Origin of the sequence: Jannaschia pagri (assembly GCF_019655435.1) — a bacterium.
Lineage (GTDB): Bacteria > Pseudomonadota > Alphaproteobacteria > Rhodobacterales > Rhodobacteraceae > Jannaschia > Jannaschia pagri.
Genome location: NZ_BPFH01000004.1, coordinates 383,239 through 408,431 on the forward strand (window position 1 = coordinate 383,239; position 25,193 = coordinate 408,431).

A 25,193-nucleotide genomic window follows, 5' to 3' on the forward strand; every position below is an offset into this window, starting at 1 on the left:
CTTACCCGATGGCAGCCACCGCATCCAGCGCCGCGGTGACATCGCGTGTCAGCAGCGCAATGGGCTCGCACCCGACGGACACACGGAAGAACCCTTCGGTAATGCCCAAGGCGGCGCGCCCCTCAGGTGTCAAACCCCGGTGGCTGGAAGAGGCGGGATGGGAGAAGGTCGTCCCCACATCCCCAAGTGTCGGGGCAAAGGCCAATTGAGGCGCCGCACGGGTGAACGCATTGGCGGCCTCGCGCCCCCCTGCGAGCCGGAAAGAGACCATGTTTCCAGGCGCCTCCCCCAGCAAGGCTTGGGCGCGGTTGTGGTCGGGGTGATCTGAGCGGCCAGGGTAGAGCACCGCCTCAACCGCGTCATGGCCTGCGACCAGGTCGGCCAGTGCGCGCGCGTTCGCCTGCGCCCGCTCGAACCGCATGTCAAAGGTATAAAGCCCGCGTTCGGCCATCCAGCAATCGTATGGGCTGGGCGTCAGTCCGAGGGTGACAATCGTGTCATAGATTGCCGTGCGCGCGTCTGGGTCACGGGCCAGAACGTAGCCCAGCGTCACATCGCTATGACCCGCGAGCAGTTTGGTCACCGAGTGGATCACCACGTCCGCGCCGCGCGCATAGGCCGGAAAACCGTAAGGCGTGGTGAAAGTGTTATCCACGACCAGGATCAACCCTCGGTCCCGTGCGAGCCGTTCGATCCCATCCATATCCGCCAAACGCAGGGTCGGGTTGGACACGGCCTCGATCAGCAAGAGCTTGGTGTTTGGGGCTATCGCGGCCTCGATCGCGGTTACATCCGTCGGATCGGCGAAGGTCGCCGTAATGCCCCACTTCGGCAGATCGCGGGACAACATGCGTAGGCTGCGTCCGTACAACTGGTCGCCCGCCACGATATGGTCGCCCTGCCCCAGCAGGCCCAACATCGTCGCCGTGACCGCAGCCATGCCAGAGCCGGTCATCAACCCGCCCTGACCGCCTTCCAGACGGTCAATCATCTGTGCCAGGACATCCGCGTTCGGATGCCCTTCCCGCCCGTAGGTATAGCCCTGGGCGCGCCCCTCATATTGATCGTCCAGCGCGTCCGGATCGGGCGAGCTATACACCACAGAGGGCTGCAACGGCGTTGTCACCGCACGGCTGACAGACTCCGGCCACGGGGTGCGCCGGACCAGATTGGGACGGTCGGACATTAAAGTCGCCTCATATCGTATTGATTAGGAACGGATCGCACCGTCGGCTGTGACCAAGTACTTGAAGCTGGTCAATTGCTCGGCCCCCACCGGGCCGCGCGCGTGCATTTTGCCGGTGGCAATGCCGATCTCAGCCCCCATCCCGAACTCGCCGCCGTCTGCGAACTGGGTCGACGCGTTGTGCATCAGAATGGCGCTGTCCAGCCGTTCGAAGAACATCGCAACCGGCGCGGCATCTTCGGCCAAGATGCAATCTGTGTGGTTCGAGCCATACTGCCGTATGTGCGCAATGGCGTCCTCAACGGAATCAACGACTTTCGCCGCGATCTTCATGTCGAGGTATTCGGTTCCCCAATCTTCTTCAGTCGCTTCGAGGTCGCCACGGAGCCCGTCACCCGCGCGCACCTCCACACCTGCATCGCTCAACATGTCGAGCAGGTCTTGGCCGAGACCTTCAGCGATGTCGCGATGGATCAGGAGACATTCCGCCGAACCGCAGATCCCCGTGCGGCGGGTCTTCGCGTTTAGCACGACCTTGCGGGCCGTCTCCGGGTCGGCGGATGGATCCACATAGATGTGAACAATTCCCTCCAGATGGGCAAACACAGGCACCCGCGCCTCCCGTTGGACGAGACCCACAAGACCTTTGCCACCCCGGGGCACAATGACATCAATATGATCCGTGGCGGTCAGCATGGCCTGAACCGCTGCACGGTCACGGGTCGGGACAAGTTGGATGGCCGCCTCGGGCAGACCCGCAGCGCGCAGCCCTTCCACCATCGCCCCATGGATCGCCTGGGAGGAGTGAAACGACTCTGACCCGCCCCGAAGGATGACCGCATTTCCGGCCTTGAGGCAAAGCGCGCCCGCATCGGCGGTCACATTCGGACGGCTTTCGTAAATGACGCCCACCACGCCCAACGGTGTGCGCACACGGCGGATATGCAGGCCGTTGGGCTGTTCCCATTCCGCTATCGTTGCGCCGACGGGGTCTGCCTGCGCCGCGATTGCGCGCAGACTGTCGCAGATGCCGGCAATCCGGTCCTCATCCAGGGCCAGGCGGTCCATCATCGCGTCGCTCAGACCCTTGTCGCGCCCAAACGACAGATCCTTTGCATTGGCCGCAATGACATCGGCTTTGCGTGCCCAGAGGGCCTCCGCCGCCGTCGTGAGAGCCATCGCCTTGGCCTCGGGTGTTGCGAAGGCGAGCGTTGCAGCCGCGTCGCGTGCAGCGGACCCGATTTGCGCCATCAGCGCGGGAATGTCGTCGATCACATCTTTCATCAGATCACCATATCGTCCCTGTGGATCAGCGCCGCGCGGCCAGGATAGCCCAGCGTTGCCTCAATCTCGGAAGAGCGCAAGCCTTTGATTTTACGCGCCTCATCGCCCGTGTATCGGATCAGCCCCTGCCCCATGGCACGACCGTCCGGGCCTTCGATCGTCACCGGTTCCCCGCGACCGAAGCCGCCGCCAACGAAAGTCACCCCCGCCGGTAGGAGGGATTTTCCTCGCGCCAGAGCTTGGGCCGCGCCGGGGTCAATGGCAATGGTGCCCCGGGGTTTCATGGAGGCGATCCAACGCTTGCGCGCCGTTTGCGGGTCGTCTTTGGGCAAGAACCAGGTCGCCCGTGCGCCAGCGTCGAGCGCGGTCAACGGGCGCTCTCCGCCCAGTGTGATCACAAGCGCGCAACCGGCCTCGGTCGCGGTCCGCGCGGCCATGACTTTTGTGATCATCCCGCCTTTTGATAGGCCGGAGACCCCGTCGCCCGCCATGGCCGAGATGTCTTCGGTAATCTCCGGCACCACGGGTAGATGGCGCGCGTTCGGGTCGAGGTTGGGGTTCGCGGTATAGAGACCATCCACATCGGACAGCAGAACGCAGACGTCCGCGCCCGCCATGGCGGCCACTTGGGCGGCCAGTCGGTCGTTGTCGCCAAAGCGAATTTCGTCTGTGGCGATCGTGTCATTTTCATTCACAATGGGAACCACGCCTAGGCCCAACAGCGTCTCAAAGGTGGAGCGCATGTTGAGGTAGCGGCGCCGATCCTCGCTGTCATCCAGGGTCAACAGTACCTGCGCCGTCGTGAGCCCAAGGGGCGCCAAAGCCTCGCCATAGGCGGCGGCCAGACGGATTTGGCCAACGGCAGCGGCGGCTTGGCTCTGTTCTAGGGACAACGGCACCGAGAGCGAGAGGGCTCGGCGCCCAAGGGCGATGGACCCGGAGGACACGAGAATGACGTCCGTCCCGCGCTGCCGCAACGCGGCCACGTCCTTGGCCAAGCCGCCCAGCCACTCGGCTCGCAGCTTTCCCGTTGGACCATCCACCAACAGGGCCGATCCGATTTTGATGACGACCCGCTGGGCCTGGGCCAGGGATTGACCCGTCTCGGTTAAAGTGGCGACCATGGCGCGTCCGACGGGGCTTGCCCAGCCTCCGCCGTCTCCCGTTCGATCATCGTACGGAGCGCCCGCAACACCTCGGTTACGCCGTCGCCCGAGACGCCGGACATGGTCAGGACGTCCCCACCAGACAGGGCTGCCAGGGCATCACGCCGCGCCTTCGCCTCCTCAGCCTCCAGCGCATCGACTTTGTTCAGCACGGTCAGGCGCGGCTTGTCGGCCAGCCCCTCGCCATACATCTCCAACTCCGTGATGATGGTGCGATAGTCGCCTTCCACATCGCCCGAGGTGCCGTCGACCAAGTGCAGCAACGCGCCAGAGCGTTCCACATGCCCCAAAAAGCGATCACCGATGCCGCGCCCCTCATGGGCGCCCTCGATCAGTCCTGGGATGTCGGCCACGACGAACTCGGTCCCGTCCACACCCACGACACCCAGATTGGGCACAAGGGTCGTAAACGGATAATCGGCAATCTTCGGCCGAGCGTTCGAGGTCGCGGCGAGAAAGGTCGACTTACCGGCATTCGGCAGACCCAAAAGCCCCACATCTGCGATTAGCTTGAGCCGCAGCCAGATCGTCCGTTCCACCCCAGGCTGGCCGGGGTTCGCGCGGCGCGGCGCCTGGTTCGTGGCCGATTTGAAGTGCAAGTTCCCAAAGCCGCCGTTGCCGCCACGGGCCAGCACCACGGTTTGACCGACGTCGGTCATATCCGCGATGACAGTCTCTTCGTCTTCGTCCAGCACCTCGGTGCCGACGGGGACGCGCAGGGTGATGCTGTCGCCATCCTTGCCCGTGCGCTGCTTGCCCATGCCGCCCTGTCCGGACTTCGCGAAGAAATGCTGTTGGTAGCGGAAATCGATGAGCGTGTTCAGCCCCTCGACCGCTTCGACGATGACGTCTCCGCCCCGTCCGCCGTTCCCGCCGTCGGGCCCGCCGTATTCGATGTATTTTTCACGCCGAAACGAGACGGCGCCGGACCCGCCACCGCCGGATCGGATATAGACTTTGGCAAGATCGAGAAACTTCATGGACTAGCCCTTACGCCCCACGGCAGAGACCCTCAAGTCATCTGGCGAATGTACGTCCATTGGGGAACAATTGCGCCGCGAGCAACGCTGAATGCCTCCGCGTCGCCAATGTAGTCGAAACCCGCGTTCGTCAGAACCCGCGCCGAGGCCGGGTTGTCCTGAAACACCTTTCCGAACACCTGCGCCGCCCCAAGGGGGTTCGCCTCCATCAGGCCGCGCACGGCCTCGCTGGCGAGGCCCGTGTTCCAGGCAATGGGCGCGATCCAATAGCCGATTTCGTATTGGTTGCGATCCATCGGATCGAGGCTGACAAGGCCCACGAGTTCCCCAAGACCCGCATCATGGGCATCAATGGTCCAAACCGTCTCACCATCGACCGCCGTCAGGCACCGGGAGACAAAGGCGTCAGTGGCCCCCGGGGGCAGAGGATGCGGAATGGTCGTCGTCATCTCGGCCACCCGCCGGTCGCCAGCGAATTGCTCGATCAAGCCCATGTCGGAGCGGCGCACGGGCCGCAGCAGCAGCCGGTCCGTTGTGACCAGGGGCTGGGCCTCGGTGGTCACAGCATCCAAGCGGATGGGGGCAGATTGGGGTGTCATGTCGTTCCTCCTCCGAACAGCACGAACAGGACACTGGCCACGGTGAGCGCAGCCAGGGTCCACATCAGGTAGCGTTCTGCGGGTTTGCCCCGCAGAGTTTGGGCCACAAGGCTTCCGCCCATGGTCCACAAAGGGTGCAGCAAGATCTGCAACCCCAGTAAGACAGCGGCGATGGTCGCCGTCGCCTCAAAAGTGGGCGTACCGGGTGCCACAAACGCAGTGAAGCCGCCCGTAATCATCGCCCAGGCCTTGGGATTCAGGGGGTGTACGATCAACCCGGCCAGAAAACCTGGGGCCGAGGCCTGCCCCCCCTCGCCCAAGCGGAGGTTGGCAACCTTCCATGCCAGGAACACGATATACGCTGCAGAGGCCCATTTCAGCGCCTCGAAGACAAGCGGCGCCCGTTCCGCCAGTTCCATCAGACCGTAGCCAACCGGCCAAATGATGAGCTGTTTACCCAGGGCCACCCCCGCGACGAATGGCAAGGCGGCGCGCAGTCCAAACCGCGCACCGGTTGCCATCAGGGCCATATTGGCGGGTCCTGGTGTGCCCACCTGGCTGGCTGCGAAGACGGCGAAACTGGCGACCGCGACGCTCATCTGGCGGCCCTCCAGTCCGGGGCAAGCAGGCCCATGACCAGATCATCGACGCGACCGTCCGGTGTCCAGCAGGCCTCGCGCTCCCGTCCTTCGACGACAAAGCCGCAGGCCTCATAGCAGCGGATCGCCGCCGCGTTCGTGACCATCACCCTCAGGCCGACACGATGCAGCCCTAGGGTGTCAAAGGCATAGCCCAAGACAAGGCCAAGCGCTTCGCGCCCATATCCCTTGCCCGTATCCCGTGACGATTGCAGACCCATTGCGACGCGCGCGTGGCCCTCTGCCGGCCAGACATCCATCAGACGGATCGCGCCGATGAACGTCCCGCACCGCGCGATCACCCAAGAGACGGAGGCCGAGACCTCGGCAAGCCAACCCGTTGCCCAGGCCCGGTCCAAGGGCGGCAGGGTGCCTGGCTTGAGGCCCGACCACTTCGTAATCTCGGGGTCTCGGCCAAGCGCGACCATGGTCTCCGCATCCCCATCCTGCGGCGCGCGCAGCGAGATGTTCGGTCCGGTGAGTATGGGCAGGTCGGGCATCTCGCCCTCCGGAGAAAACGCAAAAGGGGATCGACTGTCGCCGATCCCCCTAATGCTTGAAACCTTAAGGTTCGGCTTACTCGGCGGCCTCCGCCACCGGGAGAACCGAAATATAGGTCCGGCCTTTGAAGCCCTTGCGGAAGGTCACGGCGCCTTCGTCGGTCGCAAAGATGGTGTGGTCTTTGCCCATGCCGACGCCTTCACCCGGCCACCACTTGGTGCCGCGCTGACGCACGATGATGTTGCCCGGGATGGCCTTTTGACCACCGTAGAGTTTCACGCCAAGGCGGCGACCAGCGGAGTCGCGACCGTTGCGGGAGGAGCCACCGGCTTTTTTGTGTGCCATCTGTCCTTACTCCTGTTCAGCGGCGAATTGCGTCGCCTGTTCGATCCAGTTGTCGCGCTCGATGCGGCCTTTGAACGACAGACGGTCATCCATATAGGCAATCTCTTCGGCGCCCCAAGCGGCGATCTGGTCAAAGTGGAAAACGCCGTTCTCGTGCAGCAGGCCTTCCAGCTTGGGACCAACACCCGAAATCCGCTTCAGATCGTCGGCACCGCCTTCGCGAGCTTCCTTCAGCAGGTTCGCGGGCTTGGCACCAGCGGCCTCGGCCACGGGGGCCTCGTTGTCGGCGGCTTGCGTCGGCGCGGCGGCTTTCTTCGCGGGGGCAGCTTTTGCCTCGACCGCAGGGGTCGCGGCTTTGGCGGCCTTGGCGGGCTTCGTGGCGGCAGCAACGGCCGTAGCAGAAACCGACCCAGCCCCAACGGCGGCTTTGACACCCGTGGCATCGGCGCCCGAGGCCAGGATGTCAGTGACGCGCACCAGGGTCAGCTTCTGACGGTGGCCCTTCGTCCGCTTGGACGAGTGCTTCCGGCGACGCTTGACGAAGTGGATCAGCTTTTCGCCTTTGATCTGGTCGATCACGTCGGCCTGGACAGCAGCACCGTCCACGGTCGGTGCGCCCACGGTGACCGTGTCACCGCCCAGCATCAGCACGTCATTGAATTGGATCTTTTCACCAGCTTCGGCAGCCAGCTTTTCGACACGCAGTACATCGCCTTCGGCGACCCGGTACTGCTTGCCCCCGGTCTTCAGAACGGCAAACATCCGTTCTCTCCTTCATGTCGTCGCGTCCTGCGGTCCCCGAACCCGGGTGTTTGTGATCCCTTTGGATCACCTCGAACAGCGGCCCATCTTGGGCTGTTTGACGCTGTGCAATGGGCACAGCGAATAATAGAAACAGGCCACAGGTCTCCCGGTGGCCTGCGCGGCGTATTTCAGAGCACCGCAGGTCTGTCAAGCGATCCGACGCTACGCGTCTTGCTGCGTCATGAACACCGCCGCAGCCAGCCCAAGCTCATAGGATGTGGAGGCGAACACCTCAGAGAAACTCTGGGCCATCGCTGCGCCATAGCCTTGACCGGCCGGCGTGCGCACAAAATCCAAGTAGCCCTGGAGATCGTCGTCCGTCAAAGGCGCATAGGCCAGCATCAGATAGCTCAGCAGCCAAAGCTCCGCCGCCTCGCGGATGTTCGCCTGTTGGCCAACCACCATTCCGACCATGTCATCTTCGACCAGATCATCACGGATGACGCCGCCCTCCGACAGGCCCCGGTAAAAGGCGAGGTTGGCATTTAGGCCACTGGCCACGTTGTTGTCCACCAGATCCAACGCCTCGATCAGCGATCCGATGAGGATGGTGCGCGGCGTCGGCTGAGCCTGGAGGACATGGGCAGCCTGTTTCGCATTGGTCTCAACGGAGGGCTGCAACATGGCGCGGCGTGCGATCAGCTCCCGCTCAATAATGCGCTGACCCAGGCCGCTGGCAAAAAACGCGCTCGCGTCGCGGGCCTCCTCCGGGGCGAGCGTCGTCACGAGGTTATCCCCAACCATCTGTTCCAACCGCTCAGGCGTCTGAATCCGAGCAACGGTCTTATCCCAGGACGCTCCGCCCCGCCCCGGGAAGAAGGTCGACTCGAGCGACCGCCCGTGCCTGGCCCCCTCTGTGGCGACGATCTGAACCAGGGGTTTCACCCGTACGGTCGCCATAAGGTCCGTCAGCGCCTCACCCTGATGTATCTCCGGGGGTGTCCCAACGCCTTGAGCCGTCACAGGCCCCGTCAAAGCCATCATGACGGCCACCGCAGATGCCATACGTCTTTTTACCTGATCCATGCTCGAACTCCTGCCCTTTTTGTTTGAGAATTCCGACTGCGAGCCGTTCCGTAAAGACCGGACTGCCGGAAAAGACCAAATCGGCGGAAAGCGCGCTTTTCCCGCCGCATCCTCTTGCGTGGATCGCGCGCCTTGCCTAAAGACGCGCCACCACCGAGCGCGGAGAGGTGCCGGAGTGGTCGAACGGGACGGTTTCGAAAACCGTTGTGGATGCAAGTCTACCCAGGGTTCGAATCCCTGTCTCTCCGCCACTTCACACCTTGGACATCGTGCGGCGCAGCGGCCGCTGTGACAGGTCTGCTGAATGGTAGGGAGTTACCTTTTCGACGTCTTTGAAAGCGGAGGGTGACGCCATGGGCGTCTGGCCCGCCGACTGATCGTGCCTGACATGGGTTGCTTCAAAGCGAAGAGTGGTGCGCGCATGTCGGCGGGCATGTCGCTAATGAAATGGGGAGCTTTGCCTTTGACCTGCATTTGGTAACCTGACAATTTGGCGCTCTGCCCTCGCATGAAGATGCCTGTGATACACCGTCACCGCGGAGCTGCCATCTTGCGTCGGGTCGACCATGGCTTGTGCGCGTAGCCAAGTGCTCCTTATGGCGGCACGGTTCAACTCAAAGATACCGAGACGACAGCCGCGCCAACGACTACTTCTGATCGTCTGCGGCACCAGCGAGGTCGCGCAGGATCGGGCAGTCGGGCCGGTTGTCCCCCTGGCAGGACGCCACGAGCGTCGAGAGCGTCTCTCGCATGGATCGCAGTTGCGCAATCTTGGCATCGATTTGCGCCAGGTGCCCCTGTGCGACCGCCTTTACCTGAGCGCTTTCCCGGGAGTCGTCCTCATAGAGCGCCAACAGCGTCCGACAGTCCTCGATCGAAAACCCAAGGGCGCGCGCACGGCCCAAAAAGACGAGTTTATGCAAATCCGTCTCGGAGAAGGCCCGATATCCGTTGCCACTGCGGTTGGGATGGATCAGACCGATGTCCTCATAATACCGGATCGTTTTCGTGGGCAGGCCCGAGCGCCCGGACACTTCGCCGATGTTCATGGGTGCGTCTCCCTTTGGACGGACACTGGCGGGACCGACGCCCGCAATGGTGGTCGTGCCGGTCCAAGATGAACGTGCCGCAAGCGAAGCGCATTTGCCAAGACCGAGACCGAAGACAGCGCCATCGCACCAGCGGCCAACATGGGCGACAGCATCCAGCCCGTCAGCGGAAACATGGCCCCTGCCGCAATGGGCAGAAGGGCTGCATTGTATCCAAAGGCCCAGACCAGGTTTTGGCGGATGTTGGCAAGGGTCTTCCGGGACAGGTCGATGGCACGTACGACGCCAAGGGGATCGCCTGAGGCCAGCACGACATCGGCGCTTTCGATGGCGACGTCGGTTCCGGTTCCGATTGCGATCCCGACCGAGGCGCGGGCCAAGGCTGGACCATCGTTGATGCCATCCCCCACGAAGGCGACGCGGTCGCCGTTGGAGCACAGCGCCTCCACCGCCTCAACCTTGCCGTCGGGCAGAACTCCGGCAACGACCGTTTCGATGCCCAGGGTTTGAGCGATTGCCTGCGCCGTTTCCTGGCGGTCGCCGGTCACCAAGGCCGTCCGCACCCCACGGCTGCGCAAGGCGTCCACCGTATGGCGCGCGGTCGGTTTGATTGGGTCGGCCACACAGATTGCACCGGCCACGTCCGTGCCGATGGCCACGAAGACCACGCCCTGCCCGGCCTCGGCGGCGGCCTTCGCCAGATCGACCACGGTCGAGGGATCAATCCCCTCGGCGCGCAACATACTTTCGGTTCCCACGCGGACGGGAACGCCATCAATCTGCCCCTGCAAGCCCTGCCCCGGTGTTTCGGACCAGCCCACAACGGGTCGGAGCGCGATCTGTGCCCCCTCGGCGGCGTCTAGAATGGCGCCTGCCAACGGGTGTTGGGATTGCGCCTCTAGGCTGGCGGCAGCGGCCAAAACGGTGCCGCGATCATAGCCGTCAGCCAGCAAGATGTCCGTTACGCGGGGCTGTCCTTCGGTCAGCGTCCCCGTCTTATCGAAGGCCACAACATCCACGTCGGCCAGGGTCTGAAGAGCCTCGCCCCGACGCAAGAGGACGCCGAGGCCAGCAGCGCGTCCCGTTGCCACCATGATCGAGGTCGGCGTGGCCAACCCCATGGCACAAGGACAGGCGATAATCAGAACGGAAACTCCCGCCACCAGCGCGTTGGGCACGGCGGGCTCCGGCCCCAGCGTGAGCCAAACGAGAACCGTCAGACAGGCCAAACCCATCACGATGGGCACGAACCAAAGCGTCACGCGATCCACAAGACGCTGCACGGGCAGACGCGTGGCCTGGGCGGCCTGAACCATCGCCAAGATCTGCGCCAACCGCGCCTCCGCCCCAATCCGCGTGACAGAAACCCGGAGCGCACCGGACCCGTTCAACGTCCCACCGGTCACCTCATCTCCCATTGTCTTGGGCACCGGCAGCGGCTCGCCCGTGAGCATGGATTCGTCGATTGCGCTTGTGCCCTCCAGGACTTGGCCATCTGCGGGCACCCGTTCCCCAGGGCGCACGATCACTGTGTCGCCAACGGCCAAGGCGTCCTGGGGCACGGTCTCGACGCCGGTGTCGGTCAACCGCTGCGCGGTCTCCACGCGCAGGTCCATCAACGCGCGAATGGCGGCTCCGGTCTGGCCTTTTGCCCGGGCTTCCAGCCAACGGCCCGTCAGGATCAGGGTGACTATCACGGCAGCGGACTCGAAGTAGACGGCTCGCGCATCCGTGGGCACGAATGCCGGGGCCAAAATGACAGCGACGGAGTAGATCCACGCCGCTCCGGTGCCCAAGGCCACGAGGCTGTTCATATCCGGGCTCAGACGCGCCAGGGCGCGGAACCCAGACCTGAAAAGGGAGCGTCCGGGCCCAAACACGACCAGGGTGGTTAAGATGCCTTGAATGGTCCAAGACGTCCCCTGCCCGATGGTCATGGCAATCCAGTGATGCCACGCAGGCAGCAGGTGCCCGCCCATCTCCAACACAAACACAGGTAATGTGAGCATGGCGGCCCAGGCCGCGCTGCGTGCCGTGGAGGCACGCTCTGCCTCCGACCTGTCGGAGGCCCCGCCGTCGCCTGCTCGCTGGACGCTTGCCCGAAAGCCTGCGGCCTCTGCGGCGGTCACCAAGTCAGACGGCGTGACAAGGTCCTCAACCGCCTGCACATGGGCCTGCCCGCTGGCGAGATTGACCCTGGCCGAGATCACGCCTGGCACGGCCATCAAAGCGGTCTCCACCCGGCCAACGCAACTGGCGCAATGCAGCCCGTCAAGGTGCAGGAGGTGGCCGGCCTGTCGTGCGGGGTATCCGGCCGTGGCCAAGGCGTCCACGGACGTACGCAACGCTTCGACATCCCGCAGGTGCAGCGTGACGGTCCCGTCGGCGAGGTTTGCCGACGCCTGACTTAGCCCCTCCAAAGGCTCCAGCGCCCGTGTGACGCGCGCCGCGCAACCGCCGCAGGACATGCCCTCGATGGGAAAGGTGGTGATGGTCTCGCTCACGGTAGATCCTTGGCGCTATCGGTCTCAGCAGCCAGATAGGGCTTCCAGTAACTGGAAGCTCAAGGGTTCTATCGTGAGCGTTGCCTGGCTTATGTGACGCGGGACCTGGCCGCATAGGCCGGATTGTCCCAGAGGCGATCCGCTAGCACCTCTGCAAGGCACGCGACTGCTCGGTCAACATCGGCCTCATCCAGATACAAAGGCGTGAACCCAAACCGCATGATGTCCGGGGCGCGGAAATCGCCGATCACGTCGCGCGCGATGAGGGCCTGCATGGCGGCATAGCCATGTTCGAAGTGGAACGACACTTGGCTGCCCCGCTGCTCGGGGGCCCGGGGACTGGCCAGGCGCAGGTCTGGGCATGCGGCCTCGACGCCCGCAATAAAGCGTTCCGACAGAGCGATTGAGGCCGCGCGCACCTCTGCCATGGACACCCCATCCCATACGGAAAGCGCGGCCTCCAACGCGGCCAGTTGCAGAACGGGCGGCGTGCCCACGCGCAACCGCTCGATGCCGCCTGCGGGGCGGTAGGTCGTCTCAAACGCGAAGGGCGCCGCATGGCCGAGCCAACCCGACAGCGCGGGCGCGATGGTGTCGATCAGGTCTGGACGGGCATAGATGAACGCGGGCGCACCAGGACCTCCGTTCAAGTACTTGTAGGTGCAGCCCACGGCAAACTCCGCTGCGCATCCCGTCACATCCACGGGCACGGCCCCGGCGCTATGGGCCAGGTCCCAGATCATGACGGCCCCGGCGGCTTGGGCGATCTGCGTGATCTCGGCCATGTCGTGCATCCGACCCGTCCGGTAGTCCACCTGGGTCAGCAGCACGGCAGCTACGTCTTCCGAGATCGCCTCGGGGATCTCTTCGGGTGCAACGATACGCAGCTGATGGCCTCGGTCCAACTCCGCGATGAGGCCTTCGGCCATATAGAGGTCAGAGGGAAAGTTGCCGCTGTCCGACAGCACGATGCGCCGGTCAGGCCGCAGGGACAGCGCCGCCGACAGCGCCTGATGCACTTTGATGGACAGGGTGTCGCCCATGGTCACGCTGCCCGAGGGGGCGCCGATCAGGGGCGCGATCAGATCCCCAACCCGGCGGGGCTGATCCATCCAGCCATGCAGGTTCCAGCCTTTGATGAGGTCGGCGCCCCATTCCGCTTGCATGACGCGGGCAACCGCCTCGGGCACCGCGCGCGGCAAAGGCCCGAGTGAGTTGCCATCCAGGTAAACCAGCCCCTCGGGCAGATCGAACAAGTGTTTCCGTGTGATGCCCAAGGTCGTCAGCGGCCCATCCAACCGCCATCCACGAGCATCACATGCCCGTTCATGTAGGACGATGCCTCAGAGGCCAGGAACACCACAGGTCCGGCGAAATCCTCGGGGCGGCCCCAGCGGCCTGCCGGGATGCGGTCCAAGATGGCCTTGGACCGGACGGGATCGTTGCGCAGCGCCTCGGTGTTGTCGGTATCGATATAGCCTGGCGCGATAGCGTTGACGTTTACGCCCTGGCCCGCCCATTCGTTCGCGAAGGCCATGGTCAACTGCCCGATGCCGCCCTTGGAGGCGGCGTAGCCCGGCACCGTGATCCCGCCTTGGAACGTCAGCAGCGAGGCGGTGAAGATCACCTTGCCCGCACCACGCGCCACCATGGTGCGCCCCACCTCGCGTGTCAGGATGAACTGGGCGTTCAGGTTCACCTCGATCACCTTGTCCCACATCTCGTCCGGGTGCTCGGCGGCGGGGGTGCGAAGAATGGTGCCGGCGTTGTTCACCAGGATATCGATCTGGGGATGGTTGGCCAGGACCTGGGCCGCAAAGGACCGCACGGCGGCCCTGTCGCTAAAGTCGCAGGCATAGCCCGTGAAGCGGCGGCCCGTAGCCTCGACGGCGGCGCCAACCTTGGAGCCCTCGGCCTCCAGGGTGGCGGACACACCGATCACGTCGGCTCCCGCTTCGGCCAAGGCCACGGCCATGCCGCGCCCGATGCCGCGCTTGGCCCCGGTCACAAGGGCCGTCTTGCCCGCCAGCGAAAAGGTATCCAGCACGCCCATCACGCGTCCTCCGTCATGCGGATCATGGATTTCATGGCGTTGGGGTTCTGGGTCAACGTCTCGAAGGCCGACTGGATTTGGTCGATCCCTTGGATGTCGGTGATAAAGGCCTCGCAATCGACCACGCCCTTGGCGAGCAAGCCCATGGCGGTGTCATAGTCCTCGGGTCGGTAGACCCGCGCGCCCAGCAGGTCCAACTCCCGCCAGAAGAACTGGAACATGTCGACCGTGGGCTTGGTGGCATGGATCGCGACCATGCAGATGCGCCCTCGCGTGGCGGCGGCGGCGGTCATCAGGTCGACGCCCTGTTGGCTGCCAGAGACCTCGAAGATCACATCCGCGCCCTTGCCGCCTGTCGCGGCATGGACCGCCTCGGCCACATCACCGTCCTTGGGGTTGAGCGTCTCGAACCCGAGCCCCTTTGCAAAGGCCAAACGGTTTTCGTTGATTTCGGTGACCGTGACCTTGGCCACCGCCTCCCGCGCGACCATGGCGACCAGCATCCCGATGGGACCGCCCCCGATCACAAGCACGTCTTCGCCCGGTTGCACGGCGGCGCGGCTCACGTCATGGCAGGCCACAGCCAGCGGTTCGATCAGGGCGGCGTGGGACAGGTCCAGCCCGTCAGGCAGCACATGGATCGTATGGGCAGGCACGTTCCAGCGTTGCTGAAACGCGCCGTCGTTGTCGATCCCGATGAAGGTCAGGTTGTGGCAGATGTGTTCGTGTCCCGCGCGGCAGGCCGGACAGTCGCCGCAATGGTCCAGCGGACGCACGACGATGGGCTGACCGGGGGCCAGGCCCTCGACCCCCTCGCCCAGGGCCGCGATCCGGCCCGACATTTCGTGACCGATGGTCCGCTCGAACCCCACGCGGGCGTCCATGTGGCCCAGGTAGATGTGCAGATCCGTGCCACAGATCCCGCAATAGGCCACGTCGATCTGAACCTGACCGGGTCCAGGTGGCGGGGTCTCGACCGTCTCAATGGTAAATGTCTTATCGCCGCGATAGACGGCTGCCTTGCTGCTCATGGGGGTCCTTTCTAGGGCAGGAGGTTTGCCGCGTTCAGCTTGTCCCAGTCGAAGGCTACCCCGATGCCAGGGGCGTCCGGCGCAACGGCGCGGGCGTCTTCGACGACCAAGGGCCGCGTTGTGTAGGTGTCTATGGGAAAGCTGTGTACTTCCAACCAGCCACCATGGGGTTGGCTGGCGACGAGCGAGACGTGCAGCTCCTGCATCCCATGGCTGCAAACGGGGATGCCCGCTCCCTTCGCCCGCTCCGCCACTTGCAACCACCCGGTGATGCCCCCGCAGTTGGAGGCATCGGGCTGAATGAAGCTCAGCTTGGACTGCGCGAAGGCGTAGTCGAACTCGTGAATCGTATGGAGGTTTTCGCCCATGGCCAGTGGCATGCCCGAGGCCTCGGCGATGCGGGCGTATCCCGCGTAATCATCGGGGATGGTCGGTTCCTCGAACCACGTGATGTCATAGGGGTCGAAGGCGCGCGCCGCCTCGATGGCCTGCTCTACCGACATGGAGTAATTCGCATCGACCATGAAGGTCACATCCGGCCCGATCGCCTCGCGCACGGCGGCGACCCGGGCCACATCTTGGGCGAGGGTCGGCTGCCCGACCTTGATCTTCACCCCGTCAAAGCCGCGGGCCACGTAGCCCTTCACGCTGTCCACCAGCTTGGGCAGGTCGTAGCCTAGGTCAATGCCACCGCAATAGGCCCGACAGGTTCGTCCCGCCCCACCGGCCATCTGCCACAGCGCCTGCCCGCTCCGCTTGCCACGCAGATCCCAGAGCGCGATATCCACCGCCGAGATGGCGAAGGACGCGATCCCGCCTCGCGCCACGTAGTGGACGTGCCACTTCATCGCCTCATGGAGGTCCTCGACCGGGGCCGCGTCTTGGCCCATCAGGAAGGGCGTCAGGTCATGTCGGACCATCGCCTCAATCGCGTGACCACCCTTGCCGCCGGTGTAGGTGTAGCCGGTTCCCGCCAACCCGTCGTCCGTCTGGATCGTGACGGTGACCAGCTCAAAGAAGTGATGGTCGCCGTGTTTGGCATCCACCAGAACCTCGGCGAGCGGCACCTGAAACAGGCGCACGTCGATAGAAGTGATCGTCGACACGTCCCGCCTCCCCTCGGTCCCTGCTCGCCGCATCATGGTCGGATATTTCGAAATGGCAATGGCCGGGGCGAGGCTCGCCCTTGGCTTGGCACGTTGGGTCGAGCCGTCCGTTGATGGACAAAAAAAGCCCCAACGGCACGTCGGCAGTCGGGGCCAGAAACTCAGACGCGTGTTCTGGATTGGGGAAGGTTATCGCGTGACCCTATGGACGTAGTAGGCCACCACCAGCGTCAGACCGACGATGGCGACGAGTGTCGCGCCCAGATGCGAGGCCTCAAGGGTGATGCCCAAAAGGGACAGCTCCACAAGCGGTTCACAGGCAGAAGACGAAGCGGCAGGCATGGCAGATCTCCGAAGTGTGAGTGGGACCTCAAAAGTAGCCGCTGTCACCGGCCAGCACCTACGCCGCAGACTGCGGTCCTAACGCTACGACCTTTTGGACATTGACGTTGACGGAGATGGGGATTCGTCGCGTGGGCGGTCGTGGCACTGGGCTACGCGTAACATTTACAAGCTTGTAAATCTGGGGTCGGACCGCTCGCACCACTGTGATCTTGCATTTTTGTCGGTACGAATGCCCAAGATTTGTTGTGGATTGCGTGGGACGCCGCCGGTCAAAGCCGATGCCCCGCTGATCCGCAATCGGATGCGAGTTCTGACCGGTTCGATTCGACCTTCAAAAACGACATCCCCCCGTCGCAAGGGCGCATGATGTGACCGTGCTGACCCTTAGCCTTTCCGGAAACGGCGGAGGGCACGGGACATGCAAGAGACAGCGAGAGTGGTCGTGATCGGCGGCGGTGTGGTGGGATGCTCGGTGCTCTATCACTTGGCCAAGGGCGGCTGGACCGATGTCCTTCTGCTGGAGCGGAGCGAGTTGACCTCCGGATCCACATGGCACGCGGCTGGCGGGTGCCACACCATCAACGGTGACCCGAATGTCGCCAAGCTCCAGAAGTACACCATCGAACTTTATAAAGAGATCGAGGAGCTGTCGGGTCAGGCCACCGGGTTCCACATGACCGGTGGCGTTCTGTTGGCCTCTACGCCGGATCGGTTCGACTGGCTCAAGACGACGGCCGCCGCCGCGCGGATGAATGGGATCGAGGCGGAGGTGATCTCTCCGACCGAGGCGGCGGACGCCTTTCCGCTGATGGACCCGACCAAGTTCGTTGGCGCCGTGCGCACCCATGTGGACGGGCATCTGGACCCGTCCGGCGTGACCTACGCCTACGCCAAATCCGCCCGCAAGCTGGGTGCCAAGATCGAGACCCATACCAAGGTCACGGGGATTGCGCGCCGGGGCGATGGATGGGTGGTGCAGACTGACAAAGGTGACGTCATCTGTGAGCATGTGGTGAACGCAGGCGGCCTCTGGGCGCGGGAAGTCGGACGCATGGTCGGCCTGGAACTGCCCGTTCTGGCGATGGAGCATATGTACCTGCTGACCGAGGATATGCCCGAGGTCGCCCAGATCAATGCCGAGACCGGGCGCGAGGTTATCCATGCCGTCGACTTCGACGGGGAATTGTACCTACGCCAGGAACGGGGCGGGATGCTGATGGGCACCTACGAGCGGGCCTGCGTGCCCTGGTCTGAGCGCGAAACCCCTTGGGATTTCGGCCACGAGCTGCTGCAACCTGACATCGACCGGATCGCGCCCAGTCTAGAGGTCGGGTTTGAACATTTCCCCGCCTTCCAGACCGCTGGCATCAAGCAGATCATCAACGGACCCTTCACCTTCGCCCCGGACGGCAACCCCTTGGTCGGCCCGATCCGAGGCTTGCCCGGCATGTGGTCCGCTTGCGGTGTGATGGCTGGTTTCAGCCAAGGCGGCGGCGTTGGGTTGAGCCTCGCGAATTGGATCATCGACGGCGATCCGGGCTTTGACGTCTGGGCCATGGACGTGGCGCGCTACGGCGACTGGGCGACGCTCAGCTACACAAACCCCAAGGTGCAGGAAAACTACGCACGGCGCTTCTCGATCCGCTTTCCGAACGAGGAATTGCCCGCCGCGCGGCCCCACAAGACCACGCCGATTTACGACCGCATGCTGGGTCTGGGCGCCCAAATGGGGGACAGCTGGGGCCTAGAGACACCTTTGTGGTTCTCCCCCGATGATACGCGCGACGTCTTCTCATGGCGCCGGTCCACAGACTTTGCCCATGTGGCCAACGAGGTCCGCGCCTGCCGCGAGGGTGTGGGCCTCATGGAAACCAGCGGGTTCAGCAAGTTCTTGGTCCGCGGGCCCGGAGCACGGGCCTATCTGGATCGGGTCTTCGCCTGCAAAATCCCGGCAGTCGGTCGTATGGCCCTTGCGCCCATGCTCAAGGAAGACGGCAAGATTCAGGGAGACCTCACCATTTCCTGCCTGCCAATGCCTGCGGGCGGGGAGGAGTTCCTGCTGGTCGGATCCGGCATGGCCGAGGTCTTTTACGCGCGCTGGTTTGACCGTTTCCTGCCCGACGATGGGTCTGTCACCGTCGAGGTGCTGGGGCTAGGCCTCCTGGGCTTGTCCGTCGCAGGTCCCAAATCCCGCGCCGTGATGGAGGCGGTTACCGGCCAGGACATGTCGAACGCCGCCCACCGCTTCATGGCGGTCCGACGCATGGATGTAGGCCTTGCGCCCGCCATCGTCGGTCGTGTCAGCTTTACGGGTGATCTGGGCTATGAGATCTGGATGAAACCGGAATACCAGCGCAGCCTGTTTGATGCCCTTATGGCATCGGGCGCCGCCCACGGGATCAAACCGTTTGGCCTGCGCGCCCTAAACGCCATGCGGCTGGAGAAGTCCTACGGCGGCTGGGGGACGGAGTTCCGGCCTCTCTATGGTCCAGTGGAGGCGGGCCTAGATCGGTTCGTCGCCTACACGAAGGCAACCGAATTCGTGGGAAAAGAAGCGGCCGTGTCGGAGCGCGCCACGGGCGGGACCAAGAGGCTGTGTAGTTTTGTGGTCGAGGCAGTGGATGCCGACGTCATGCATGATGAGCCCATTTGGTTGGGAGATGAACGGGTTGGCTATGTGACCTCTGGCGGGTTTGCCCACCATGCGGGGGTTTCGATGGCGCTCGGCTATGTGGACAAGGCCCATGCCAATGCTGATGGCCCCTGGACGGTAGAGCTGCTTGGCGAACGGCTTCCCATGCGCCCGCAGCCGGTGGCGCTGTTCGATGCAAACGGCGCGCGACAACGGGGATAGACCAGCCCGCCGGTCCTAGGACTTCCGACGACCCAGTGGCTGTTGTCGTGGGCAAAGGGCTGTCTTAGACGTCCTGAATGCTACGAACCGCTTCCAGCCGATGACCCGCCCTGCCCCCGCCATAATTGTTCTTGCCGCCGGTGCCTCGCGACGGATGCGGGGGGCAGAGAAGTTGCTGGAAGAAATTGACGGCACGCCACTGGTCTTACGCGCCGTGCGGGCCGCCTGTGCAACCGTGAACGAGGTCATTGTCGTCCTTCCGGCGGCAGATCGGGCGCGGCAGGCTTGGTTAACCGATTGCCCCGCGCGCTTGGTCCACGTGGAGCAGCGTGCGATGTCCGCCTCCATTGCCGCTGGTATTGCGGCCTGCCAGAGCGATGCCGCGCTCGTGCATCTGGCCGATATGCCTGAGATCGACGCAAGCCACCTAGGCACGATGGTCGAGGCCTGGCAAACCCGCGACTGCCGCGTTTTGCGCGCCACTACAGCGCAAGGCGTGCCCGGGCAGCCGGTCATCTTTGACCGCACTCTGTTCGAGGACCTCAAAGCCTTGCAAGGCGACGTCGGCGCCCGCGATGTGATCGCGGCCCATGGTGTAGAGACTATCGCCTTGCCAGGAGAGGCCGCGCAGATCGATCTTGATACGCCGGAGGCTTGGGAGGCATGGCGCGCGGCGCGGCGCGTCTAGCACATTTGTTCCTATAAAGTTCACTAAACCTTAGGCTTCGACCGATATCCCGAACGGGTGAGGATTTCGTCGGGGGGCCGATGCTACAACAGAACATTAATCTTGCGAGCGCTGCACCGGCGGCGGACGACATGGCGGATGCTTTGATCGATCAGGCCCTTGCCGCTGTCCGTGACCATATGGGGATGCCGATCGCCTACCTGTCGGAGTTTGTGGGCGACACAACGGTCTTTCGCCATGTGAACGCGCCGGGCTTGGAGGGTCTGATAAAGCCGGGGGATACCCGTTCCCTCGACGAAGTCTACTGCAAGCACATCCTATCAGGCGATTTGCCGGAGCTGATCCAAGACACTTCTGCTCTGCCGCTGGCACGGTCCTTGCCAATTACGCAGGCGGCCCCAATCGGCAGCCACGCGAGCCTACCCGTTCGGCGGGCCGATGGATCGGTCTACGGCATGTTCTGTTGCCTCTCGCCGGATCCAAACCCCGACCTCACGCACCGCGATTTGAAGGTCATGGGAATGTTCGCGGAATTGGCGGCCGAGCAGATCCGCATGCGCCTGGCCCGTCAAACCAAAGAGAAGGCGGCCAGCGCACGCATCGCTGCCGTGATCCAGGCGCGCGATTTCGACGTCGTGTATCAGCCGCTCTACCGTTTGTCTGATGGTGGGTTGGCCAGCTTTGAAGCGCTCTGCCGGTTCCGCCCGGCCCCGTACCGAAGCCCGGACAAATGGTTCAACGAGGCGGCGGGCATAGGACTACAGCGCGAGCTTGAACTGGCGGTCATCGAGATGGCTTTGACGGGTCTCGACGCGCTCCCATATGGGACGCGCTTGGCGGTCAACATCTCGCCAAAGACGGTGGCCGAGGGGGGGCTTCTTCCACTGCTCCGGCAGTGCGATGCCAGACGTGTGACAGTAGAGATTACCGAACATGAGGACCCAGGCGACATCGAAAAGCTGGTCATGGGATTGCAAGGCATCCGAGGGACCGGCGCGGCCATCGCCGTAGACGACGTGGGGGCTGGGTATTCTGGGCTTCAACAGATCCTGCGTATTCAGCCGGATGTCCTGAAGCTCGACATGTCGCTCGTGCGTGACATCGACCGGGACCCGGCGCGCCGCTCCTTGGCGACTGCGCTCCTGCACTTCGCCCAAGAAACCAAGGCGGCCGTCGTTGCCGAAGGGATTGAACGTCCGGAGGAATGGCACCTGCTGGCCCAACTTGGTGTGACCTATGGGCAAGGCTGGTTAATGGCGAAACCGGGGCGCATTGCCGATGCCCCGCTCCGCGTGGACCCGCACCCCTTGGTAGTCAGTGACCCATCTCGGTGATCTGACCCTTGGCTCAGATTTAGGCGCGCTGACGTTTGCTTCTCTTGAGGACGGTTTCGACACCCCAAGTCAGAACTGTGTGTGCCGCTGAGTCTGTAAAGAACAATTGCACCAGATAGACGCGTGTTCGGAACGGCGCCGATCAGAGCATTTTTGGGTTTTGGCGTGACGCGCTGTGATCATCGGGTTTGTCAAATACGATCGATGGCTCAAGCGGCAGGATCGGACCTCGTTTTGGGGCCGCCCAGTTATTCTTGACTAGAGCCTGGGCCTGGATCTCTCTGCCGTTCAATTCACCGGCGTCTTATCGAGAAAGCTCCAGGTGTATGTTTTGAACGATCGTCTCAAATCCAGCATCGACGGCACGGACACATAGGTCGATGCCGTCCAAATTGTTGGGCCTCGGAGAAGCAAAAGCCCTAAATCCGGTACCAATAACGTCTGCAGGCTCAGATGAGCCAACGACTGCTTCTAAACGGCGACAGCGCTCGGAGCGGCCGCGATAGGATGAACTAAGCGCAACAGCCCGTACCATGAAGTATCAGATGACCGAAACCCACGCCCCAATGCCGTTTGGCGCGCGGCCCTACGTTCCTAAAACCGCAGGGCCAAGCTGCCAGATCGCGCTCCTCAGGCGCGCCCCAGGCGATCAAGGCGCGCGGCGCGCAACCGTTGGAAGTCGTCGCCGGCGTGATAACTCGACCGGGTCAGCGGCGTTGCCGACACCATCAGGAACCCCTTCCCGTAGGCCGCCTTCTCATAGCTCGCGAATTCCTCGGGCGTCACGAAGCGGTCCACGGCGTGGTGCTTCGGCGTGGGTTGCAGATATTGCCCGATGGTCAGGAAATCGATGTCCGCCGCACGCATATCGTCCATGACCTGCAAGACGGCTTGCCGGTCTTCGCCCAGGCCCACCATGATGCCGGACTTGGTGAACATGGTCGGGTCCATTTCCTTTACACGCTGCAACAGACGCAAGGAATGGAAGTAGCGCGCGCCGGGCCGAACCTCGGGGTAGAGGCCGGGGACCGTCTCTAGATTATGGTTAAAGACATCCGGTTTGGCGGACACGACGACCTCCAAAACGGATGGGTCGGCTTTGATAAAGTCGGGCGTGAGGATTTCGATCGTCGTGCCCGGCGACCTTTTTCGTACGGCCCGGATCGTTTGGGCGAAATGCTCCGCGCCACCATCGGCCACGTCGTCACGGTCGACGCTCGTGATCACCACGTGGTTCAAGCCTAGCTTTTGCACCGCATCGGCCACGCGCCCGGGTTCGAACACGTCGAGCGCCTCTGGCGGCTTCCCAGTGGCGATGTTGCAGAACGTACAGGCGCGGGTGCAGACCTCGCCCATGATCATCATGGTGGCGTGCCCTTGGGACCAGCATTCGCCCACGTTGGGGCACCCGGCCTCTTCGCAGACGGTGGTCAGCCGGTGTTCCCGCATGATCTTATGGGTCGCTTTGTACCCTTCGCCGACCGGGGCCTTCACTCGGATCCAGTTGGGCTTCTTCGGCTGGGGATTGTCCGGGCGGCGCGCCTTTTCTGGGTGCCGCTGCTCTGGGATTTTTAGGTCACGCATGGGAGACTCCGCTTCGCTACCGCGTAGATAGCCACTCTGCCCCTCGGACGCCAGGGGCGCGGGGCCGCAGGGCTGGCCGCAGCCCGATGGCGCGTTACCTCCCCCTACATGCTGAAACCTTTCATTGCCGCCCTCTTAGTTATGCCCTCCCACGCGTTTGCATGGACCTTTTCACCTGTGCCGATCTGTACCCTGGCCCACGTGGAACCCTCGGCTTTGGTGATGGTCACCTATGATCCAGACACGCGCCTCTATGCGCTTCATATGGAGCGTGCGGGGGGATGGCCGGAAGCTGAGGTCTTCGCGCTTCGGTTTGAGGACGGCGCGGCTCTCACCATCTCGACCGACCGCCATGTGGTGGAGGGCACGCGATTGACAGTGATCGACCGTGGGTTCGGAAACGTTCTGAGGGGGTTAGAGGCAAATACTAAGGCAGTCGCAGTGCTGGGCGACCTGAGTGTCGAGGTCTCCCTCACCGACGCGGCACCGGCGGTGGCCGCGTTTCGCGACTGTCCTGCCGAAGGGTTGGTCTAGCGGCCCTCGTCTCGACGGGTCCAACCCCAAAGGCAGATCAGCTCCATCAAGACATGGGCGCCCGCGATGGCCGTTGCGCCGGTGGTGTCATAGGACGGCGCAACCTCGACAATATCGCCGCCGACAAGGGTGATACCGGCCAAATCGCGGAGGATCGCCGCCGCCTGCCCCGATGACAGCCCGCCCCAGACAGGGGTGCCGGTTCCGGGCGCAAAGGCGGGGTCAAGACAATCGATGTCAAAGGTCAGATAGGCGGGCCGGTCCCCAACAATGGATTTGATCTGGCGCGCGACCTCTCCCGGTGCGGCCTCATGGACGGCGCGGGCGTCGATTGTCGTCACGCCAAGGGTATCAGGATTGACCGTTCGAATGCCGACCTGCACCGAGGTGTAAGGATCTATGACCCCCGTTTTGACGGCCTTGTAGAACATCGTGCCGTGGTCGATCCGCTGCATGTCGTCGTCGGGCCATGTGTCCGAATGGGCATCGAACTGGATCAAGCTCAGGGGGCCGTATTTTTCCGCATGGGCCTGGAGGATTGGAAAACTGACGTAGTGGTCACCGCCCATGGCCAAACAGCCGACGCCCATGTCCAAGATGCCACGAATATGGTTGCGCAAGGCGGCGGGAAAGGCCGCGACCTTAGCGTAGTCAAACCCACAGTCCCCATAGTCGGCGATGGCGAATGTATCTAAGGGCGAGTAGTCCCAACCATACGGCGGATCAAAGGGTTGGAGGGCACTGGCCTCTCGTATGGCGCGCGGACCGAACCGGCTGCCAGGGCGATGGGTGACCGCTTGGTCGAAGGGCACGCCCGTTATGGCGAGATCATAGCCTGTGAGGTCCTTGGTATAGGCCCGTCTGAACGCGGAGGTGACGCCGCCGAAGGCATTCTCGAACGCAAGGCCCCGCGCGTCGTCCCGCGTGATCGCCATATCAACCTGATCGCGTGCGTCTTGCAGGGCCATGCTCGTCTCCGAAGGTTTCTTGTCACGTCTTTGCTAGCCTTCGCGGCAGCGAAAAGGAAAGCATGCTTTGCCCCTCGACAGCCCTGCCCCATCGGCTAAGTGCTAGGGCATGGAACACCTGCGCCAAGACTTCCTCAAGGCCATGAGCCGTGCCGCAGCCACCGTCAGCGTGGTGACGACCGATGGGCCAGCGGGCCTTGCGGGTGTCACGGTCTCGGCCATGACCTCGGTCAGTGCGGATGGCGATGCGCCCACGATGCTGGTGTGCGTGAACCGTGGGGCCAGCGCGGCCCGCCCGATCCTCGACAACGGCTGCTTTGGCATCAACGTCCTCGCCGCCTCACAGCAGGACATTGCGGATGTCTTCGCGGGCCGGACGGGCGCCGTTGGACCCGCACGGTTCGATGGTTTGGCGGTCGAGACCCTGTCCACAGGCGCGCCCATCTTGGACGGGTTGGCCGCATTTGATTGTGAGGTCCAAGCCGTCGATTTGATTGGAACGCATCACGTGATCATCGGGGCCGTTCGTGCCGTGCGGTCCGATGAGACCGGAGCGCCTCTGATCTATGGGATGCGCAGCTATCTGCGGGCGGAGCCGGCTTAGGCTCAGACCC

General features: G+C 63.6%; 24 protein-coding genes and 1 tRNA gene. 6 read left to right on the top strand and 19 right to left on the bottom strand.

Going from position 1 to position 25,193, the window contains the following annotated elements:
- Position 1: 1 nt before the first annotated feature.
- The 10 genes from K5R33_RS12760 to K5R33_RS12805 form a co-directional block, all read right to left on the bottom strand.
- Complete coding sequence (locus tag K5R33_RS12760) at positions 2-1,186, bottom strand: trans-sulfuration enzyme family protein (RefSeq protein ID WP_220749423.1); 1,185 nt, start codon at positions 1,184-1,186, stop codon at positions 2-4.
- Positions 1,187-1,210: 24 nt separating this feature from the next.
- On the bottom strand, positions 1,211-2,470 hold the full coding sequence (locus tag K5R33_RS12765) for a glutamate-5-semialdehyde dehydrogenase (RefSeq protein WP_220749424.1): 1,260 nt from the start codon (positions 2,468-2,470) through the stop codon (positions 1,211-1,213).
- Positions 2,470-3,594: a glutamate 5-kinase gene (proB, locus tag K5R33_RS12770; protein ID WP_220749425.1), complete on the bottom strand. Its 1,125-nt coding sequence runs from the start codon at positions 3,592-3,594 to the stop codon at positions 2,470-2,472. The genes K5R33_RS12765 and proB overlap by 1 nt, the downstream gene beginning before the upstream one ends.
- Positions 3,579-4,616: a GTPase ObgE gene (obgE, locus tag K5R33_RS12775; protein WP_220749426.1), complete on the bottom strand. Its 1,038-nt coding sequence runs from the start codon at positions 4,614-4,616 to the stop codon at positions 3,579-3,581. The genes proB and obgE overlap by 16 nt, the downstream gene beginning before the upstream one ends.
- Positions 4,617-4,648: 32 nt before the next feature.
- A complete protein-coding gene (locus K5R33_RS12780) occupies positions 4,649-5,194 on the bottom strand; it encodes a GNAT family N-acetyltransferase (RefSeq protein ID WP_373314173.1) in 546 nt (181 codons plus the stop codon).
- Positions 5,195-5,211: 17 nt separating this feature from the next.
- A complete protein-coding gene (locus tag K5R33_RS12785) occupies positions 5,212-5,814 on the bottom strand; it encodes a LysE family translocator (RefSeq protein WP_220749428.1) in 603 nt (200 codons plus the stop codon).
- Entirely contained in the window at positions 5,811-6,353 is a 543-nt protein-coding gene (locus tag K5R33_RS12790) for a GNAT family N-acetyltransferase (protein WP_220749429.1), read from the bottom strand. The genes K5R33_RS12785 and K5R33_RS12790 overlap by 4 nt, the downstream gene beginning before the upstream one ends.
- 76 nt (positions 6,354-6,429) lie before the next feature.
- On the bottom strand, positions 6,430-6,699 hold the full coding sequence (gene rpmA / locus K5R33_RS12795) for a 50S ribosomal protein L27 (protein WP_220749430.1): 270 nt from the start codon (positions 6,697-6,699) through the stop codon (positions 6,430-6,432).
- Between the two features lie 6 nt (positions 6,700-6,705).
- Complete coding sequence (locus K5R33_RS12800; RefSeq protein ID WP_220749431.1) at positions 6,706-7,461, bottom strand: 50S ribosomal protein L21; 756 nt, start codon at positions 7,459-7,461, stop codon at positions 6,706-6,708.
- A 204-nt stretch (positions 7,462-7,665) separates the two neighbouring features.
- Positions 7,666-8,529: a DUF2059 domain-containing protein gene (locus K5R33_RS12805; protein ID WP_220749432.1), complete on the bottom strand. Its 864-nt coding sequence runs from the start codon at positions 8,527-8,529 to the stop codon at positions 7,666-7,668.
- A 161-nt stretch (positions 8,530-8,690) separates the two neighbouring features.
- Between K5R33_RS12805 and K5R33_RS12810 the strand changes: the two genes are divergently transcribed.
- Positions 8,691-8,780 (top strand) — tRNA-Ser (locus tag K5R33_RS12810).
- 396 nt (positions 8,781-9,176) lie between these two features.
- Here the strand turns inward: K5R33_RS12810 and cueR are convergent.
- The 7 genes from cueR to K5R33_RS12845 form a co-directional block, all read right to left on the bottom strand.
- Positions 9,177-9,578 (bottom strand): Cu(I)-responsive transcriptional regulator, encoded by a 402-nt coding sequence (gene cueR, locus K5R33_RS12815; RefSeq protein ID WP_220749433.1) that lies wholly within the window; start codon positions 9,576-9,578, stop codon positions 9,177-9,179.
- Positions 9,575-12,082 carry a heavy metal translocating P-type ATPase gene (locus tag K5R33_RS12820; RefSeq protein ID WP_220749434.1) on the bottom strand — a complete coding sequence of 836 codons (2,508 nt, stop codon included), beginning with the start codon at positions 12,080-12,082 and terminating at the stop codon, positions 9,575-9,577. The genes cueR and K5R33_RS12820 overlap by 4 nt, the downstream gene beginning before the upstream one ends.
- 89 nt (positions 12,083-12,171) lie before the next feature.
- The gene (kynU, locus tag K5R33_RS12825; RefSeq protein WP_255576380.1) at positions 12,172-13,380 is read right to left on the bottom strand and encodes a kynureninase; all 1,209 of its coding nucleotides are present in this window, start codon (positions 13,378-13,380) and stop codon (positions 12,172-12,174) included.
- A complete protein-coding gene (locus tag K5R33_RS12830; protein ID WP_220749515.1) occupies positions 13,365-14,129 on the bottom strand; it encodes an SDR family oxidoreductase in 765 nt (254 codons plus the stop codon). Before K5R33_RS12830 ends, kynU begins: the two co-directional genes overlap by 16 nt.
- Before the next feature lie 5 nt (positions 14,130-14,134).
- On the bottom strand, positions 14,135-15,166 hold the full coding sequence (locus K5R33_RS12835; RefSeq protein ID WP_220749435.1) for a zinc-dependent alcohol dehydrogenase: 1,032 nt from the start codon (positions 15,164-15,166) through the stop codon (positions 14,135-14,137).
- An 11-nt stretch (positions 15,167-15,177) separates the two neighbouring features.
- A complete protein-coding gene (locus K5R33_RS12840; protein ID WP_255576381.1) occupies positions 15,178-16,272 on the bottom strand; it encodes a mandelate racemase/muconate lactonizing enzyme family protein in 1,095 nt (364 codons plus the stop codon).
- 189 nt (positions 16,273-16,461) lie between these two features.
- Positions 16,462-16,614, bottom strand: a complete 153-nt coding sequence (locus K5R33_RS12845; protein ID WP_220749436.1) for a hypothetical protein — start codon at positions 16,612-16,614, stop codon at positions 16,462-16,464.
- A gap of 421 nt (positions 16,615-17,035) precedes the next feature.
- Here K5R33_RS12845 and K5R33_RS12850 point away from each other — a divergent pair, with 421 nt between their 5' ends.
- The 3 genes from K5R33_RS12850 to K5R33_RS12860 all read left to right on the top strand — a co-directional run bounded on the left by K5R33_RS12850 (position 17,036) and on the right by K5R33_RS12860 (position 21,493).
- The gene (locus K5R33_RS12850) at positions 17,036-19,471 is read left to right on the top strand and encodes a GcvT family protein (protein WP_220749437.1); all 2,436 of its coding nucleotides are present in this window, start codon (positions 17,036-17,038) and stop codon (positions 19,469-19,471) included.
- A 100-nt stretch (positions 19,472-19,571) separates the two neighbouring features.
- On the top strand, positions 19,572-20,159 hold the full coding sequence (locus K5R33_RS12855) for a nucleotidyltransferase family protein (RefSeq protein WP_220749438.1): 588 nt from the start codon (positions 19,572-19,574) through the stop codon (positions 20,157-20,159).
- A gap of 80 nt (positions 20,160-20,239) precedes the next feature.
- A complete protein-coding gene (locus K5R33_RS12860) occupies positions 20,240-21,493 on the top strand; it encodes a sensor domain-containing phosphodiesterase (RefSeq protein ID WP_220749439.1) in 1,254 nt (417 codons plus the stop codon).
- Positions 21,494-22,123: 630 nt separating this feature from the next.
- On the opposite strand, the gene lipA is transcribed toward K5R33_RS12860, so the two are convergent.
- Entirely contained in the window at positions 22,124-23,077 is a 954-nt protein-coding gene (lipA, locus tag K5R33_RS12865) for a lipoyl synthase (protein WP_220749440.1), read from the bottom strand.
- Between the two features lie 177 nt (positions 23,078-23,254).
- On the opposite strand from lipA, the gene K5R33_RS12870 reads away from it, so the two are divergent.
- Positions 23,255-23,611 carry an excinuclease ABC subunit B gene (locus K5R33_RS12870; protein WP_220749441.1) on the top strand — a complete coding sequence of 119 codons (357 nt, stop codon included), beginning with the start codon at positions 23,255-23,257 and terminating at the stop codon, positions 23,609-23,611.
- Here the strand turns inward: K5R33_RS12870 and speB are convergent.
- A complete protein-coding gene (speB, locus tag K5R33_RS12875) occupies positions 23,608-24,579 on the bottom strand; it encodes an agmatinase (protein WP_220749442.1) in 972 nt (323 codons plus the stop codon). The two genes, K5R33_RS12870 and speB, sit on opposite strands and share 4 nt — an antisense overlap.
- A gap of 109 nt (positions 24,580-24,688) precedes the next feature.
- Here speB and K5R33_RS12880 point away from each other — a divergent pair, with 109 nt between their 5' ends.
- The gene (locus tag K5R33_RS12880; RefSeq protein WP_220749443.1) at positions 24,689-25,183 is read left to right on the top strand and encodes a flavin reductase family protein; all 495 of its coding nucleotides are present in this window, start codon (positions 24,689-24,691) and stop codon (positions 25,181-25,183) included.
- The last annotated feature ends 10 nt before the right edge of the window (positions 25,184-25,193 follow it).

Coding starts and splice junctions, on each gene's coding strand:
- K5R33_RS12835 (WP_220749435.1), bottom strand. CDS start 15,166: ATGAGCAGCAAGGCAGCCGTCTATCGCGGCGATAAGACATTTACCATT.
- K5R33_RS12760 (WP_220749423.1), bottom strand. CDS start 1,186: ATGTCCGACCGTCCCAATCTGGTCCGGCGCACCCCGTGGCCGGAGTCT.
- K5R33_RS12805 (WP_220749432.1), bottom strand. CDS start 8,529: ATGGATCAGGTAAAAAGACGTATGGCATCTGCGGTGGCCGTCATGATG.
- K5R33_RS12785 (WP_220749428.1), bottom strand. CDS start 5,814: ATGAGCGTCGCGGTCGCCAGTTTCGCCGTCTTCGCAGCCAGCCAGGTG.
- obgE (WP_220749426.1), bottom strand. CDS start 4,616: ATGAAGTTTCTCGATCTTGCCAAAGTCTATATCCGATCCGGCGGTGGC.
- rpmA (WP_220749430.1), bottom strand. CDS start 6,699: ATGGCACACAAAAAAGCCGGTGGCTCCTCCCGCAACGGTCGCGACTCC.
- speB (WP_220749442.1), bottom strand. CDS start 24,579: ATGGCCCTGCAAGACGCACGCGATCAGGTTGATATGGCGATCACGCGG.
- K5R33_RS12800 (WP_220749431.1), bottom strand. CDS start 7,461: ATGTTTGCCGTTCTGAAGACCGGGGGCAAGCAGTACCGGGTCGCCGAA.
- proB (WP_220749425.1), bottom strand. CDS start 3,594: ATGGTCGCCACTTTAACCGAGACGGGTCAATCCCTGGCCCAGGCCCAG.
- K5R33_RS12790 (WP_220749429.1), bottom strand. CDS start 6,353: ATGCCCGACCTGCCCATACTCACCGGACCGAACATCTCGCTGCGCGCG.
- K5R33_RS12880 (WP_220749443.1), top strand. CDS start 24,689: ATGGAACACCTGCGCCAAGACTTCCTCAAGGCCATGAGCCGTGCCGCA.
- lipA (WP_220749440.1), bottom strand. CDS start 23,077: ATGCGTGACCTAAAAATCCCAGAGCAGCGGCACCCAGAAAAGGCGCGC.
- K5R33_RS12855 (WP_220749438.1), top strand. CDS start 19,572: ATGACCCGCCCTGCCCCCGCCATAATTGTTCTTGCCGCCGGTGCCTCG.
- K5R33_RS12845 (WP_220749436.1), bottom strand. CDS start 16,614: ATGCCTGCCGCTTCGTCTTCTGCCTGTGAACCGCTTGTGGAGCTGTCC.
- K5R33_RS12850 (WP_220749437.1), top strand. CDS start 17,036: ATGCAAGAGACAGCGAGAGTGGTCGTGATCGGCGGCGGTGTGGTGGGA.
- K5R33_RS12860 (WP_220749439.1), top strand. CDS start 20,240: ATGCTACAACAGAACATTAATCTTGCGAGCGCTGCACCGGCGGCGGAC.
- cueR (WP_220749433.1), bottom strand. CDS start 9,578: ATGAACATCGGCGAAGTGTCCGGGCGCTCGGGCCTGCCCACGAAAACG.
- K5R33_RS12765 (WP_220749424.1), bottom strand. CDS start 2,470: ATGAAAGATGTGATCGACGACATTCCCGCGCTGATGGCGCAAATCGGG.